This window comes from Mycobacterium sp. NPDC050041 (assembly GCF_049541695.1).
Classification (GTDB): Bacteria; Actinomycetota; Actinomycetes; order Mycobacteriales; family Mycobacteriaceae; genus Mycobacterium.
Window position 1 is genome coordinate 36,262 of sequence record NZ_JBMVDG010000002.1, and the last position, 15,470, is coordinate 51,731.

Annotated in this window: 5 protein-coding genes; 3 read left to right on the plus strand and 2 right to left on the minus strand. The window is 70.2% G+C overall.

Annotation, left to right across the window (positions count from 1 at the left end):
* The first annotated feature begins 27 nt into the window (after positions 1–27).
* The 3 genes from fadD32 (at position 28) to ACPCHZ_RS05490 (ending at position 9,002) form a co-directional block, all read left to right on the plus strand.
* On the plus strand, positions 28–1,917 hold the full coding sequence (fadD32, locus tag ACPCHZ_RS05480; protein WP_423483846.1) for a long-chain-fatty-acid--AMP ligase FadD32: 1,890 nt from the start codon (positions 28–30) through the stop codon (positions 1,915–1,917).
* Between the two features lie 75 nt (positions 1,918–1,992).
* Positions 1,993–7,431 (plus strand): polyketide synthase Pks13, encoded by a 5,439-nt coding sequence (gene pks13 / locus ACPCHZ_RS05485; protein WP_423483847.1) that lies wholly within the window; start codon positions 1,993–1,995, stop codon positions 7,429–7,431.
* Positions 7,428–9,002 (plus strand): acyl-CoA carboxylase subunit beta, encoded by a 1,575-nt coding sequence (locus ACPCHZ_RS05490; RefSeq protein ID WP_423483848.1) that lies wholly within the window; start codon positions 7,428–7,430, stop codon positions 9,000–9,002. The genes pks13 and ACPCHZ_RS05490 overlap by 4 nt, the downstream gene beginning before the upstream one ends.
* Positions 9,003–9,006: 4 nt before the next feature.
* Here the strand turns inward: ACPCHZ_RS05490 and ACPCHZ_RS05495 are convergent, their stop codons facing one another.
* Entirely contained in the window at positions 9,007–12,177 is a 3,171-nt protein-coding gene (locus ACPCHZ_RS05495; RefSeq protein WP_423483849.1) for an arabinosyltransferase domain-containing protein, read from the minus strand.
* The gene (locus tag ACPCHZ_RS05500; RefSeq protein ID WP_423483850.1) at positions 12,174–15,470 is read right to left on the minus strand and encodes an arabinosyltransferase domain-containing protein; all 3,297 of its coding nucleotides are present in this window, start codon (positions 15,468–15,470) and stop codon (positions 12,174–12,176) included. Before ACPCHZ_RS05500 ends, ACPCHZ_RS05495 begins: the two co-directional genes overlap by 4 nt.

Sequence of the window (15,470 nt, forward strand, 5' to 3'; positions counted from 1 at the left end):
TGGCCTCGCCCATGACAGGAGTATGAAATGGCCTTCCACAACCCGTTCCTCAAGGACGGTCAGATCCGGTTCCCCGACAACGGGAGCCTGGTCCGCCACGTCGAACGGTGGGCGAAGGTGCGTGGCGACAAGCTGGCCTACCGCTTTCTGGACTTCTCGACCGAGCGCGACGGTGTCGAGCGCGACCTGAGCTGGTCGGTCTTCGGCGCCCGCAACCGCGCCGTCGGCGCCCGGCTGCAGCAGGTCACCCAGCCCGGGGACCGGGTGGCCATCCTGTGCCCGCAGAATCTCGACTACCTCATCGCCTTCTTCGGCGTCCTGTACTCCGGCCGGATCGCGGTCCCGCTGTTCGACCCGAACGAGCCCGGCCACGTCGGCCGGCTGCACGCGGTGCTCGACGACTGCCACCCGTCGGCGATCCTGACCACCACCGACGCCGCCGAGGGCGTGCGCAAGTTCTTCCGCAGCCGGCCTGCCAATCAGCGCCCGCGCGTGATCGCCGTCGACGCCGTTCCCGACGAGGTCGGCGCCACCTGGGAGCCGGTCGAGGTCAACAACGACAGCATCGCCTACCTGCAGTACACCTCGGGGTCGACCCGCATCCCGACCGGCGTCCAGATCACCCACCTCAATCTGGCCACCAACGTGGTGCAGGTGATCGAGGCGCTCGAGGGCGAAGAAGGCGACCGCGGCGTGTCCTGGCTGCCGTTCTTCCACGACATGGGTCTGATCACCGTGCTGCTGCCGGTCGTCATCGGCCACTACATCTCCTTCATGACGCCCGCGGCGTTCGTCCGCAGGCCCGGCCGGTGGATCAGGGAGATGGCCCGCAAGGAGGGCGAGACCGGCGGTGTCATCTCGGTGGCGCCGAACTTCGCGTTCGACCACGCCGCGGTCCGTGGCCTGCCCAAGGACGGCGAGCCGCCACTGGACCTGTCCAACGTCAAGGCGCTGCTCAACGGCAGCGAGCCGATCTCGGCCGCCACCGTGCGCAACTTCAACGAGGCGTTCGGGCCGTACGGCTTCAAGCCGCAGGCCATCAAGCCGTCCTACGGGCTGGCCGAAGCCACGCTGTTCGTCTCCACCACGCCGGTCAACGAGTCGCCGAAGATCATCACCGTCGACCGCAACGAGCTGAACAACCACCGGTTCGTCGAGGTGCCGCCCGACTCCGAGAAGGCCGTCGCGCAGGCGTCGGCGGGCAAGATCGGCGTCGCAGAGTGGGCGGTCATCGTCGACAACGACACCGCCACCGAGCTCCCGGACGGGCAGATCGGCGAGATCTGGATCAGCGGCCAGAACATGGGCACCGGCTACTGGGGCAAGGAAGAGGAGACCCAGGCCACCTTCCGCAACATCCTCAAGTCGCGCACCGAGCCCTCGCACGCCGAGGGTGCGGCCGACGACGCGACGTGGGTGCGGACCGGTGACTACGGTGCCTACCACGAGGGCGACCTCTACATCACCGGGCGCGTCAAGGACCTGGTGATCATCGACGGCCGCAACCACTACCCGCAGGACCTGGAGTACTCGGCACAGGAGTCGACCAAGGCACTGCGCACCGGCTTCGTCGCGGCGTTCTCGGTGCCGGCCAACCAGCTGCCCGAGGAGGTCTTCGAGAACGCCCACGCCGGCCTCAAGCGCGACCCGTCCGACACCTCCGAGCAGCTGGTGATCGTCGGCGAGCGGGCGCCGGGCGCGCACAAGCTGGACATGGCGCCGATCGCCGACGACATCCGGGCCGCGATCGCGGTGCGCCACGGCGTGACCGTCCGCGACGTGCTGCTCACCCCTGCGGGTGCCATCCCGCGGACGTCCAGCGGCAAGATCGGCCGCCGGGCCTGCCGCTCGGCGTACCTCGACGGCAGCCTGCGCAGTGGGAAGGTCGCCAACGCCTTCCCCGACGAGACGGATTGACCGGAGCGTCCGGCGACCCTGAGGACTCCCGACGACTGAGATTCCACCGTTGCGGGTGGCGAAAGAGATTTGAACATGTCTGACACACCGAACGATTCGCCGTCCGCACCGGACCAGCCGGCGCAGGTCGACATGACCGTCAACGAGATGCGCGAATGGCTGCGCAACTGGATCGCCAACGCCACCGGCCAGGCCGCCGACAAGATCGACGAGTCCGCGCCGATGGTGGAGCTCGGCCTGTCCTCACGCGACGCGGTGGCGATGGCCAGCGACATCGAGGACCTCACCGGGGTCACGCTGACCGCGACCGTGGTGTTCCGCAACCCGACCATCGAGTCACTTGCGGCCGTGATCATCGAGGGTGAGCCCGAGGTCGACCACACCGACGACGGCACCGACTGGACCCGGGATCGCGACGTGGAAGACGTCGCGATCGTCGGCCTGGCGACCCGGTTCCCCGGTGACCTGAACACGCCGGGGCAGATGTGGGACGCGCTGCTCGAGGGCCGCGACGCCATCACCGACCTGCCTGAGGGCCGCTGGTCGGAGTTCCTCTCCGAGCCGCGGATCGCCGAGCGGCTGGCCAACGCCCGCACCCGCGGCGGCTACCTGTCCGACATCAAGGGCTTCGACTCCGAGTTCTTCGCGCTGTCGAAGATGGAAGCCGACAACATCGACCCGCAGCAGCGGATGGCGCTCGAGCTCACCTGGGAGGCGCTCGAGGACGCCCGCATCCCGGCGTCGAGCCTGCGCGGTCAGCGGGTCGGCGTCTACATCGGCAGCTCCACCAACGACTACAGCTTCCTGGCCGTCGCCGACCCGGGGACGGCGCACCCGTACGCCATCACCGGCGGCGCGAGCTCGATCATCGCCAACCGGGTGTCCTACTTCTACGACTTCCGCGGCCCGTCGATGGCCATCGACACCGCGTGCTCCAGCTCGCTGGTCGCCGCGCACCAGGGTGTCGCGGCGCTGCGCGCCGGCGAGGCCGACGTCGTGCTGGTCGGCGGCGTCAACGCCTTGGTCACCCCGCTGGTGACGGCCGCGTTCGACGAGATCGGCGGCGTGCTCGCCGCCGACGGCCGGATCAAGTCCTTCTCCCAGGACGCCGACGGCTACGCCCGTTCCGAGGGCGGCGGCATGCTGGTGTTCAAGCGGCTGTCGGACGCGCGCCGCGACGGCGACGAGATCTACGCGGTGGTCGCGGGCAGCGCGGTCAACCACGACGGCCGGTCCAACGGCCTGCTGGCCCCCAATCCCGACGCGCAGGCCGAGGTGCTGCGCAAGGCGTACAAGGACGCGGGCATCAACCCCCGCGACGTCGACTACGTCGAGGCGCACGGCACCGGCACCATCCTCGGCGACCCGATCGAGGCCGACGCGCTGGGCCGCGTGGTGGGTCGCACCCGCCCGGCCGACCGGCCCGCGCTGCTCGGTGCGGTGAAGTCGAACCTCGGCCACCTGGAGTCGGCCGCGGGCGCGGCGAGCCTGGCGAAGACGGCGCTTGCGCTGAAGAACAACAAGATCCCGCCGTCGATCAACTACACCGGTCCGAACCCGTACATCGACTTCGACGCGGTGCGGCTGAAGGTCGCCGACACCGTCACCGACTGGCCGCGCTACAGCGGCAACGCCATCGCCGGCGTGTCCGGCTTCGGCTTCGGCGGCGCGAACGCGCACATGGTGCTGCGCGAGGTGTTGCCGTCTGACCTGGTGGAGCCCGAACCCGCAGAAGAGGTGGTCGCGGTCACCGCGGCGCCGAACCAGCCCGCCCAGTACGTCGGCGGGGTGCGGATGGACGAGTATGGCGAGTTCATCGATGACGACGACGACGACGATCTGGACCGCCCCGCCGCCGCGCTCGACGACGAGTACGAGCTGCCCGGGATCACCGACGAGGCCAAGCGACTGCTGCAGATCGCCCGTGAGGAACTCGCGGCCGGCGAGCAGCCGACCCCGGTTGTGCCCCTTGCTGTCTCGGCGTTCCTGACGTCGCGCAAGCGGGCCGCCGCGGCCGAGCTGGCCGACTGGATCGACAGCCCGGAGGGCCGGGCGTCATCGCTGGAGTCGATCGGCCGCTCGCTGTCGCGGCGCAACCACGGCCGTTCCCGCGCGGTGGTGCTGGCCCACGACCACGACGAGGCGGTCAAGGGTCTGCGCGCGGTCGCCGAGGGCAAGCAGAGCCCCAGCGTGTTCAGCGCCGACGGCCCGGTCACCAACGGCCCGGTGTGGGTGCTGGCCGGATTCGGTGCGCAGCATCGCAAGATGGGCAAGAGCCTGTACCTGCGCAACGAGGTCTTCGCCGAGTGGATCGACAAGGTCGACGCCCACGTGCAGGACGAGCGCGGCTACTCGGTGCTGGAGCTGATCCTCGACGACTCGCAGGACTACGGCATCGAGACCACCCAGATCACCATCTTCGCCATCCAGGTGGCGCTCGGTGAGCTGCTGCGCCACCACGGCGCCAAACCCGGTGCGGTGATCGGGCAGTCGCTCGGCGAGGCCGCCGCGGCCTACTTCGCCGGCGGCCTGTCACTGGCCGACGCCACCCGCACCATCTGCTCGCGCAGCCACCTGATGGGTGAGGGCGAGGCGATGCTCTTCGGCGAGTACATCAGGCTGATGGCGCTCGTCGAGTACTCCGCCGACGAGATCAAGACGGTGTTCTCCGACTACCCCGACCTGGAGGTGTGCGTCTACGCCGCACCCACCCAGACCGTGATCGGCGGTCCGCCCGCGCAGGTGGACGCGATCATCGAGCGGGCGGAGAAGGAGGGCAAGTTCGCCCGCAAGTTCCAGACCAAGGGCGCCAGCCACACCACGCAGATGGATCCGCTGCTGGGCGAGCTGGCCGCCGAATTGCAGGGCATCGAGCCGCATCCCGTGCAGATCGGCTACTTCTCGACCGTGCACGAAGGGCAGTACATCCGGCCCGGCGGCGAGCCGATCCACGACGTCGACTACTGGAAGAAGGGCCTGCGGCACTCGGTCTACTTCACCCACGGCATCCGCAACGCGGTCGACAACGGGCACACCACGTTCCTGGAGCTGGCCCCGAATCCGGTGGCGCTCATGCAGGTCGGGCTGACGACGGCTGCCGCAGGCCTGCACGACGGGCAGCTGATCGCCACGCTGGCCCGCAAGCAGGACGAGGTCGACTCGATGACCGCGGCGATGGCGCAGCTGTTCGTGCACGGCCACGACCTCGACATGCGCACCCTGTTCCCGCGCCGCTCCCGCGGCCTGGCCGGTGCGCTGGACTTCGCCGACATCCCGCCCACCCGCTTCCGCCGCAAGCCGCACTGGCTCGATGTGCGGTTCAGCGGTGACAACTCGGGCATCATGCCGGGCACGCACGTCGCCACCCCGGACGGCCGCCACGTGTGGGAGTACGCCCCGCGCGGCGGCACCGACCTGTCGGCGCTGGTGAAAACCGCTGCTTCGCAGATCCTTCCGGATGCCGCGGTGGTCGCCGCCGAACAGCGCGCGGTACCCGGCGAGGACGCCCGGCTGGTCACCACGCTGACCCGTCACCCCGGTGGCGCCTCGGTGCAGGTGCACGCCCGCATCGACGAGTCGTTCACGCTGGTGTACGACGCGATCGTGTCCCGCGGCGGCCAGGGGATCGCGCTGCCCGCAGCGGTCGCCACCGGAGTCGTCGCCGCGCAGCCGCTGACGGCCGCGCCGGAGACGGCGCCCACTGAGGACCCGGACGCCGAAATCCTGCACGACAACCTGACCGCAGGCGCCAATCTCGGTGCCTCGCTGGGTAAATGGAGCCCGGAGTCCGGTGAGTCGATCCACGACCGGCTCGGCACCATCGTCGGCAGCGCCATGGGCTACGAGCCCGAGGACCTGCCGTGGGAGGTGCCGCTGATCGAACTCGGCCTGGACTCGCTGATGGCGGTGCGCATCAAGAACCGGGTCGAATACGACTTCGACATGCCGCCGATCCAGCTGACCGCGGTGCGCGACGCCAACCTCAACGCCGTGGAGAAACTGATCACCTACGCGATCGAGCATCGCGACGAGGTCGACCAGCTGGCCGAGGCGCAGAAGGGGAAGACCGCCGAGGAGATCGCCGCCGCCCAGGCCGAACTCCTGGGCGGTGCCAGCACGGTCGCCGAACTCGAGGAGAAACTCGCGTCGGCCGGCCACCCGCTGGGCGCTGCGGAGGAGGTCAGGGAGCAGGCGACGGTGCTCAGCGGCGCCAGCCCCGCGACGATCGCGGCACCCGCTCCCGACCCGCAGGCCGAGCCGGACACCCAGTCGGGCGGGGCGCCGATCCCGCCGCCGCCCACCAACCCGGCCGGCCCGTCAGCGGCGAGCGTCCCGCCGCCGCCCACCGATCCGTCCGGACCGTCGAAGCCGTCCCAGTCCACGGTCGCCGCGGCGTCCAAGGTGCTGACGCAGGAGGCCGTCACCGAGGCGCTCGGCGCCGACGTGCCGCCCCGCGACGCTGCGGAGCGGGTGACGTTCGCGACGTGGGCCATCGTCACCGGCAAGTCGCCCGGCGGCATCTTCAATGAGCTGCCGAGCATCGGCGAGGCGACGGCGACCAAGATCGCCGAGCGGCTCACCGAGCGGGTCGACGAGGGCACCATCACCGTCGACGCCGTCCGCTCGGCGAAGACGGTCGAGGAGCTCGCCACCATGGTGCGCGACTACCTCGAGGGCGGCAAGATCGACGGCTTCGTGCGGACGCTGCGGCCACCGGTGGAGGGCTCGAACAGCGTGCCGGTGTTCGTGTTCCATCCGGCGGGCGGGTCGACGGTGGTGTACGAACCGCTGCTGCGCCACCTGCCGCCGGACACCCCGATGTACGGCTTCGAGCGGGTCGAGGGTTCGGTCGAGGAACGGGCCGCCGAGTACCTGCCGAAGCTGATGGAGATCGGTGGCAAGGGGCCGTACATCCTGGTCGGCTGGTCGCTGGGCGGCGCGCTGGCGTACGCCTGCGCGATCGGGCTCAAGCGCGCGGGCGCCGACGTCCGGTTCGTCGGGCTGATCGACATGGTGCGTCCGGGCGAGGAGATCCCGCAGACCCAGGAGGAGATGCGGGCGCGCTGGGACCGCTACGCCCGCTTCGCCGAGCGCACGTTCAACGTCGAGGTGCCCGAGATCCCGTATGAGGAACTCGAGAAGCTCGACGACGAGGGCCAGGTCCGGTACGTCCTGGACGTCGTCAGCCAGAGCGGGGTGCAGATCCCCGGCGGCATCATCGAGCACCAGCGGACGTCCTACCTGGACAACCGGTTGCTCGAGACCGCGGAGATCCAGCCCTACGACGGGCACGTGACCCTGTACATGGCTGATCGTTACCACGACGACGCGATCTTCTTCGAGCCGCGCTACGCCATCCGTCAGCCCGACGGCGGCTGGGGCGAGTTCGTCGAGGATCTCGAGATCGTGCCCATCGGGGGTGAGCACATCCAGGCGATCGACGAGCCGTACATTGCCAAGGTGGGTGCCCACATGAGCGAGGCGATCAACCGCGTCGAGAGCGAGAGCAAGTGACCACAGGAGAAGCGCCCGCCGTTCGTGCGGCGACCACGGCGGAGAAGCTCGCGGAGCTGCGGGAGAAGCTGGAACTGGCCAAGGACCCCGGCGACGAGAAGTCCAAGGCCCGCCGGGACAAGAAGGGTCTGCCCACCGCCCGCGCCCGCATCCACTCGCTGCTCGACCCGGGCAGTTTCCTCGAGATCGGCGCCCTGGCCAAGACGCCGGGCGACCCGAACGCGTTGTTCACCGACGGCGTGGTCACCGGTCACGGCACCATCAACGGCCGCCCTGTCGGGGTGTTCAGCCACGACCAGACGGTGTTCCAGGGGTCGGTCGGCGAGATGTTCGGCCGCAAGGTGGCCAAGCTGATGGAGTGGGTGGCGATGGTGGGCTGCCCGATCGTCGGCATCAACGACTCGGCCGGCGCCCGCATCCAGGACGCCGTGACCTCTCTGGCCTGGTACGCCGAACTCGGCCGCCGCCACGAACTGCTGCGCGGCATGGTGCCGGAGATCTCGATCATCCTTGGCAAGTGCGCCGGTGGCGCGGTCTACTCGCCCATCCAGACCGACCTGGTGATCGCCGTGCGTGACCAGGGGTACATGTTCGTCACCGGGCCCGACGTGATCAAGGACGTCACCGGTGAGGACGTCAGTCTCGACGAACTGGGCGGCGCCGACGCCCAGGCCCGCTACGGCAACATCCACCAGGTGGTCGAGGACGAGGCCGCGGCGTTCCAGTACGCCCGCGATTACCTCAGCTTCCTGCCCGCCAACACCTTCGACGATGCGCCGGTGGTCAACCCGGGTCTGGAGCCAGAGGTCACGCCGCACGACCTCGAGTTGGACGCGCTGGTGCCCGACAACGACAACATGGCCTACGACATGCACGAGATCCTGCTGCGGATCTTCGACGACGGCGACGTGTTCGACGTGGCCGCCAACCAGGGCCAGTCCATCATCACGGCGTTCTCGCGGGTCGACGGCCGGCCGATCGGCGTGATCGCGAATCAGCCGATGTACCTGTCCGGCGCGATCGACAACGAGGCCTCCGACAAGGCGGCGCGGTTCGTCCGCTTCTGCGACTCGTACAACCTGCCGCTGGTCTTCGTCGTCGACACCCCGGGCTTCATGCCGGGCGTCGAACAGGAGAAGGGCGGAATCATCAAGCGCGGCGGGCGTTTCCTCAACGCCGTCGTCGAGGCGGACGTGCCGAAGGTGACGATCACCATCCGCAAGTCCTACGGCGGCGCGTACGCGGTGATGGGTTCCAAGCAGCTCTCCGCGGACCTGAACTTCGCCTGGCCGACCGCGCGCATCGCCGTGATCGGCGCCGAGGGTGCGGCGCAGCTGCTGGTGAAGCGGTTCCCTGATCCGACGTCGCCCGAGGTGCAGCAGATCCGCAAGGACTTCATCGAGGGCTACAACCTGAACATGGCAACACCGTGGATCGCCGCCGAGCGCGGCTTCATCGATGCGGTGATCCAGCCGCACGAAACCCGGTTGCTGCTGCGCAAGTCGTTGAAGCTGCTGCGGGACAAGCAGATCAACCGCGTCAACCGCAAGCACGGCCTCACCCCGATCTAGCCCCTTACGGCTGGATGCGGATCCGCCCCGGCGAGTACAGGCCGCTGTGGGTGTCGGTGCCGAGGTCGATCTGCGCGGGTTCGGCGTCGACGACGGTGTCGAACCTGCGCAGCGACCCCCAGTCCTGGCCCCAGTCCTCGGACAGGTATGTCGACATCACCGAGGCCTTCAGCAGCAGGTCGGTGATGCCGAGCAGGCCGCCCTCGAGGCCGTTCTGCCAGGTGTCGGTGCTCTGCAGCTTCGCGAAGTAGTCCGGCGAGATGCGGTACTTGGGCACCTCGGTGACGCCGTTGGCGTGCAGCATCGGCTGCTGGCACGGGAAGGCCATTCCGACCGCCCAGTCCATCAGCACCGGCTGCTCGGACCCGACGTACTCCTGCAGCGACTTCACCTCGGGAACCCGGGGCGGCGTGACGGCGATCCAGTCGCCCTGACCGAGGTTGAGGTCCTCGGCGATCACCCGCACGGCGACGGCGTCGCCTGGGATCTCCGAGCGCGGGTAGCGCAGGTTGCGCCACGATGGCGTCGGTCCGATGTCGTAGGGGTCGACGCGTCCGGCGGGTGCGACGGCGCCGTCGGGTCCGCGCCGGCCGTACTCCAGCGCCACCGTCTGGCCGGACGAAACGCCCTCGGCCACACTGTTTCCTGCGACGGTGCCGGCTGCGGTGATCACCACCAGCGGGTGCGCCTCGTCGGCGGCGGGCAGCTCGTACCAGGCCGACGCGAGCGTGCTCTCCTGCTGGGCGGTGGTGGAGTAGGTGCCCGCGACCGGCACCCGCGCCGGGTCCAGCCCGTAGGGCAGCGGCATTGTCGACCCGTTCACCCCGGGGCGTGGCAGCCGCCGCGGGCCGTTCCAGTCGGCGTCGGTGCCGGGCTGCGGGTTGTTGAGCCTGATCGCCTCGGCGATGATGCGGTCGGGAACGCCGTTGGGGGAGAAGCCGACCGGGTCGGTGCCGCCGAGTGGGCCGAGCGGGCCGTAGCGTCCGGGCGCGGCGCGCAGGAAGCCCGCGTTGGAGTCGGGCTCGACCAGCACGTCGTCGGCCATGCCGCAGCCGCCGACGAACGCCCGTACGTTCGCCCAGCCGTTGGAGTAGGTCGGATACTGGCGGACCACGCCGACCGCCATCGACGCGACGAACACCACGACCATGAACCCGGCGGCCAGGGGGACCGGTGCGGCGGTCAACCGGTCCACCACCCGCGACTCGCGCCGTCCGGACACGTGTAGCCAGAACGCCCACAGCGCGGCGACCGCGAACAGGACGAAGAAGACCGCCGACACGGTGACGCCGCCCAGCTGGGGCACCGAGTTGTTGAACGGCACACCGTAATTGGAGACGTACCACCAGCCGTTGACCGAAGCGAAGCACAGCGCCAGCACGAAGAACACCAGCGCAAGGAACGCCATCCTGTTGCGCGCCGAGCGCAGTACGGTCCGTGACATCAGCACGGTGGTGAGCGCGGCCATGGCGCCGCCCACGGCGGCGAACAGCCCGAAGTGGTGGATCCACTTGGTGGGGGTGAACATCAGGAAGAAGATCGTCGCGAAGATGATGCCCATCAGCCGCCAGGCCGGACCGCGGGCGATGCCGGCGATCCTCTTGCGGCGCAACATCATGAACAGCGCAGGGAACAGGCACAGTGCGGTGAACAGGAACGCGAACCGGCGCGAGATCGCCGCGTCCACCGTCGGCAGCACCAGGTAGTAGTAGCGCAGGTTCTCGGTCCACCACTCCTGGCTGGGGCCGATCGCCGTGCGGATCCGGGTGGCCTCCAACACCGTCGCGAAGGTCTGGTCGATGAACACCACGCACAGGATCACGGTGCCCGCCGCGAGCATCGGCGCGATCAGTGGCCACGTGCCGACGGTCTGCCTGCGGCGCATCACGATGCGCAGGATCGGTCGTCCGCCTGCGACCAGCGCCGCAACCGCGATCAATCCGGTGGGCTGGATGCCCAGCGTGAACGCCGCCGTGAAGATGGCCAGCGCGGCCGGGGTCAACCGGCCCGAACTGACCGCGCGCTCGATCAGCACGTAGGTGATCAGGGCGCCGGTGGCGATCTGTCCCTCCGGGCGCAGGCCGTTGTTGAACGGCATCCACGCGCCGATCAGCACCAGACCGGCCGCCCACAGCGCAGGGCGGCTGGCGATCACGGCGGGCCCCAGTCGAGGCAGCACCTCGCGGCTCAGCAGCAGCCAGCAGATCAGCGAGCAGATCAGGTCGGGCAGGCGCATCCAGATGCCGGCGGTGCTCACCTGGGACATCAGCGCCAGCACGTTGTAGTACCAGCCGAACGGGTCCTCGGGCACACCGAACCAGCGGAAGTAGTTGGCCATGTAGCCGGAGTGCTCGGCCGTGCGGGCCATCTGCATCTGGTAGCCGTCATCGGAGGAGTTGGTGCCGATGATGTACCAGAGCGCGAACACGCCCACCACGAACACGTCCACGGCGGTGAATGTCCGCCACCGGGTGGGGATCAGCCTGCGCATGCGGCGGCCGTCGGCCCGGTCCAGCCGCCACAGCGCGACCAGCGCCACGACCGTGCACACGATGCCGAGGACGATCGCGAGCAGTTTGACTGCCGTCGGATGGGTGGTGAAGCGGGTGTCGATCGCCGCCGAGAACTCCAGCCCGGGCGGGGCGGGACCGGTCAGGTCGGTGAACACGCCGACGATCGCCGGCCGCAGGTTGGGGTCGGCGAAACCGCTGCGCTGCGGGGAACCGTCGCGCTTCTTCAGTCCGACGAATTCGGCGTAGGTGCCGTCGATCGTCGAGGTGATGTGGATGCGCTCGCAGCCGGGCCCGGCGACGCGGCCACGTTCCACGCTGGCCACCACGACGTTGCGGACGATCACGTCGACGCGCGAGGCGGTGACGTTGACCAGCATCGCGTTCAGTGCGGCGTCGCGGCCCTCGGCGGGCGCGGTGCCGAGCACGAGTCCGCCGTCGCGGGGCATGCCTCGGATCACGTCGCACGGGATGGTCGCGGTGAGGCCGACCGGCGCCTGGGTGATCAGCGGCGCCGTCAGATTGGCGAACTGGCCCTGCTGCGGCCAGTTCAGCGTCGCCGTGGTCTGGGTGACCGGCAGCAGCGGGGTGGCGACCGACATGACGAACCCGAGCAGGCCGGCGATCGTCGCGACCCAGCGCGCCACCCGCACGTCCCGGCTCACGGCAGGGCCCTGATCGGTCCGCCGCGGCTCCAGCCGAACACCCGCTTCGAACCCTCCTCGACCACCGCGTCGGGTGCGTCGTCCCGGGGCACCACCCGGCTGTAGCGCTCGATGGAGCCCCAGTCCCGGTACCAGTCGTCACGCAGGTACGTCGGGATCGACTCGGTGCGCAACAGCGCCTGGATGAACAGGAACGGCCCGCCGTCCTCGGCCGACTGCCACTGGTTCGACGAGGTGACCACCTGCTTCAGGTTGGGCAGCACCCGGTACTCGGGCAGTTCTGCCACCCCCAGGTGTTCGGAGAACGGGCGCTGGCACGGGAAGTTCGCGGCGGTGGCGATGTCCATCAGTACCGGCGTCCGGTCACCGAGGAAGGCCTGGGCGCTCTGCAGCACCGGCACCCGTGGCGGCGTGAACCCGAACCACTGGTCCTCCGACAGGTTGGGGTCGTCGGCCACGATGCGCGCCACGTTCGCCTCCGGCGGCGCCCAGGCCAGCGGGAAGCGCAGGTTGCGCCATGCCTTCTGCTGGAAGATGTCGATCGGCTGCACCTCGCCGAGCTCCTGGTAGCTGCCGTCGGGCCGGTGCACGCCCCACTGCAGCTTGAGCGACTGGCCGTAGTTGAACGAGCCGTCCTCCTCGTAGTACCAGATGGCGCCCGCGGCGGCGACGGTCACCAGCGGCCGGTCGGCGGTGCGGGGCGGCAGCTGGTACCACGCCGAGGTGGCCGTCGCCGCGATCCCTGCCTCATCCGAGCCGGGCTCGGCGAAGCTGCCCATCACCGGCGTGCGGTCGGGGTCGAGCCCGAACGGCAGGAACACCCGCGAGCCGTTGACGCCCTCTGGGCCGTAGCCACCACCGGTGCCCGCCGCGTAGCCGATGCCGATGTTGGGTTTGTCCACCGGGCCGTCGGCGTTGGGGGTGCCGGGGTTGGCCGCCACCGGTTCGGGGGGCTCGAGGGTGTCGTTGACGCCGTTGGGGGTGAAGCCCACCGGGTCCTCGCCGCCCAGCGGGCCGTACTCGCCGAAGCGCTGTCCCGGGACGGGTTGCAGCATGCCGGCGTTGGTGTCGGCCTCGACGAGCACGGCGTCGGCCATCGCGCAGCTGTCGTCGGAGAACCCCGACCGCAGCGCCGCCAGGTTGGCCGCCCCGGTGGTGTAGACGGGGTAGCGGCTCGCGGTGGCCTTGAGCATGGACCCCAGCTCGAGCACCACCATGATGGTCGCCACGACGAGCAGCGGGGTGGATGCCAGCGCCCGGTTGCGGCCGGTGTCGGCGACCTGGGTGTGCCCGGCGTAGTCGATCCGAAAGTGCAGCCAGCCGGTGAGCAGGCCGCCGGCGATGGCGAGCACCAGGAAGATCGTGGTGACCGGGTAGCCGACGATCACCGGCTGCTTGTCGAACCACGGCACGCCGTAGTTGCCCACGTAGAACCAGCCGTTGAGGCCCGACGTGGCCCACGCCAGCACGAACAGCAGTGCCGTCACGTACAGCGCGAGATTTCGTCGGCTGTGCAGGCCTACGCGGGCGAACGCGAACGCGGTGACGGCGCCGAGCGCACCCGCCAGCCCGGCGAACGCGCCGAACTGCACCGCCCACTTGGTCGGGGTGAGCGTCAGAAGCAGCAGCCCCACCGCGGTGGTCCCGGTGAGACGCCACACGGGTGCGCTGAACGCGCCGGGCACCCGGCCCCGCCGCAGCAGCACCATGAGCAGGCCGAACACGCACAGCAGCAGGATCAGCACCGAGAAGCGCCGCGTCAGCGAGCCGTCGACGCTGTCCTCGACGGTCAGGAAGTAGTACCGCAGGAACTCCTGGTACCACGGGATCGTCGGGCCGACGACGTACTTGATGCGGACCGACTCGGCGACGGTGGCCAGGGTCTGGTCGCGGAACGCGATCACGAAGACCAGCGACGCGGCGGCGGCCAGCGGCGCCAGCGCGGCGGCCAGTCCGTGGGACGCCCTGCGGGCGGAGACGATGCGCGCGATGGGGCGCGCCCCGACGAGCAACGGCGCCAGGGCGATGAGGCCCTGTGGTGCGAGTGTCACCGAGAACATCGCGATGACGATCGCCGCCGCCGCCGGCCACAGCCGCCGCGTTCCGATGGCGCTCTCCACCAGCATCCACACCGCGACCACGCCGAACGCGATCAGCGGCTCCGGGCGCAGGCCGTTGTTGAACGGCAGCCACGCCGCCAGGAACACCGCACCCGCGGTCAGCACGGCGACGCGGTTGGCGGCCAGCCGCCTGCCCAGTCGTGGCAGCGCGCACCGGCTGACGATCAGCCAGGTGGCGATCGCGGCCGCGGTGGCGGGCAGCCGCATCCACGTCCCCGCGGTGCTGACGGACGCCAGGTGCGTGAGCACCGACTGGTACCAGTCGAACGGCGCCTCGCTGGCGCCGAAGTAGCGGTAGTAGTTGGTGGCGTAACCGGCCTCGCCGGCGATGCGCGCGATGGTGAGGTTGTAGCCGTCGTCCGAGGACTGCGGGCTGACGACGTGCCACACCAGCAGGCCGCCGACCACGCCCACGTCGGCCAGCCAGGTCGCGGGCCCGGCCCGCCATACGCCGCGCCACGCCAGGGCGATCCGCCGCCTGCCGCGGCGGTCCAGCACGGCCAGCGCGACGATCGAGGCGATCACGCACGCGACGCCCAGCACCATCACCGCGAGCTTGAGCGGCGTCGGGGTGGTGGCGAACCGGGTGTCGACGTCGATGCGCGCGGTCAGGCCCGGTTGCGCCGTCACGTCGAGGTCGGTGAAGACGCCTGCGACCTGCGGCTTCTTGTCGGCCGGCAGCACGCCCGTCGCACCGGCGATGCCGATGAAGTCGGCTCCCGAGCCGCCGGCGTCGGCCCACACGTGCAGGGAGCTGCAGCCGCCGCCGGCCACCGCGGCGCGCGGAGCGACGGCGGCCACCGTGTCACGGAACGCCACCAGCACGGCGTCGGTGGTGGCGCGGACGAACAAGCCGTTGCGGCCGGAGGCGATGCCGCCCTCGGGGATGGTGGAGAACACCGTGCCGCCCTCGGGGGGCAGGCTCGCGATCGCCTGGCACGGGATCGACACGTCCAGTGCGAGCGGCGCGCCGGACACCAGCGGCGCGGTCAGCTGCCCGACGGTGCCTGCTGGGGTCGGGGCCTGCGGCCACAGGATGGTGGCGGTGGTCTGCTTCACCGGCAGCAGGGGGACCAGCGCGCACAGCACGACACCGGCCAGGCCGGCGACGACGGCGATCAACCGGGCGATGCGGGGACCGCGGACGGCGGCGTCTTCGGCATCGGCGGGCAC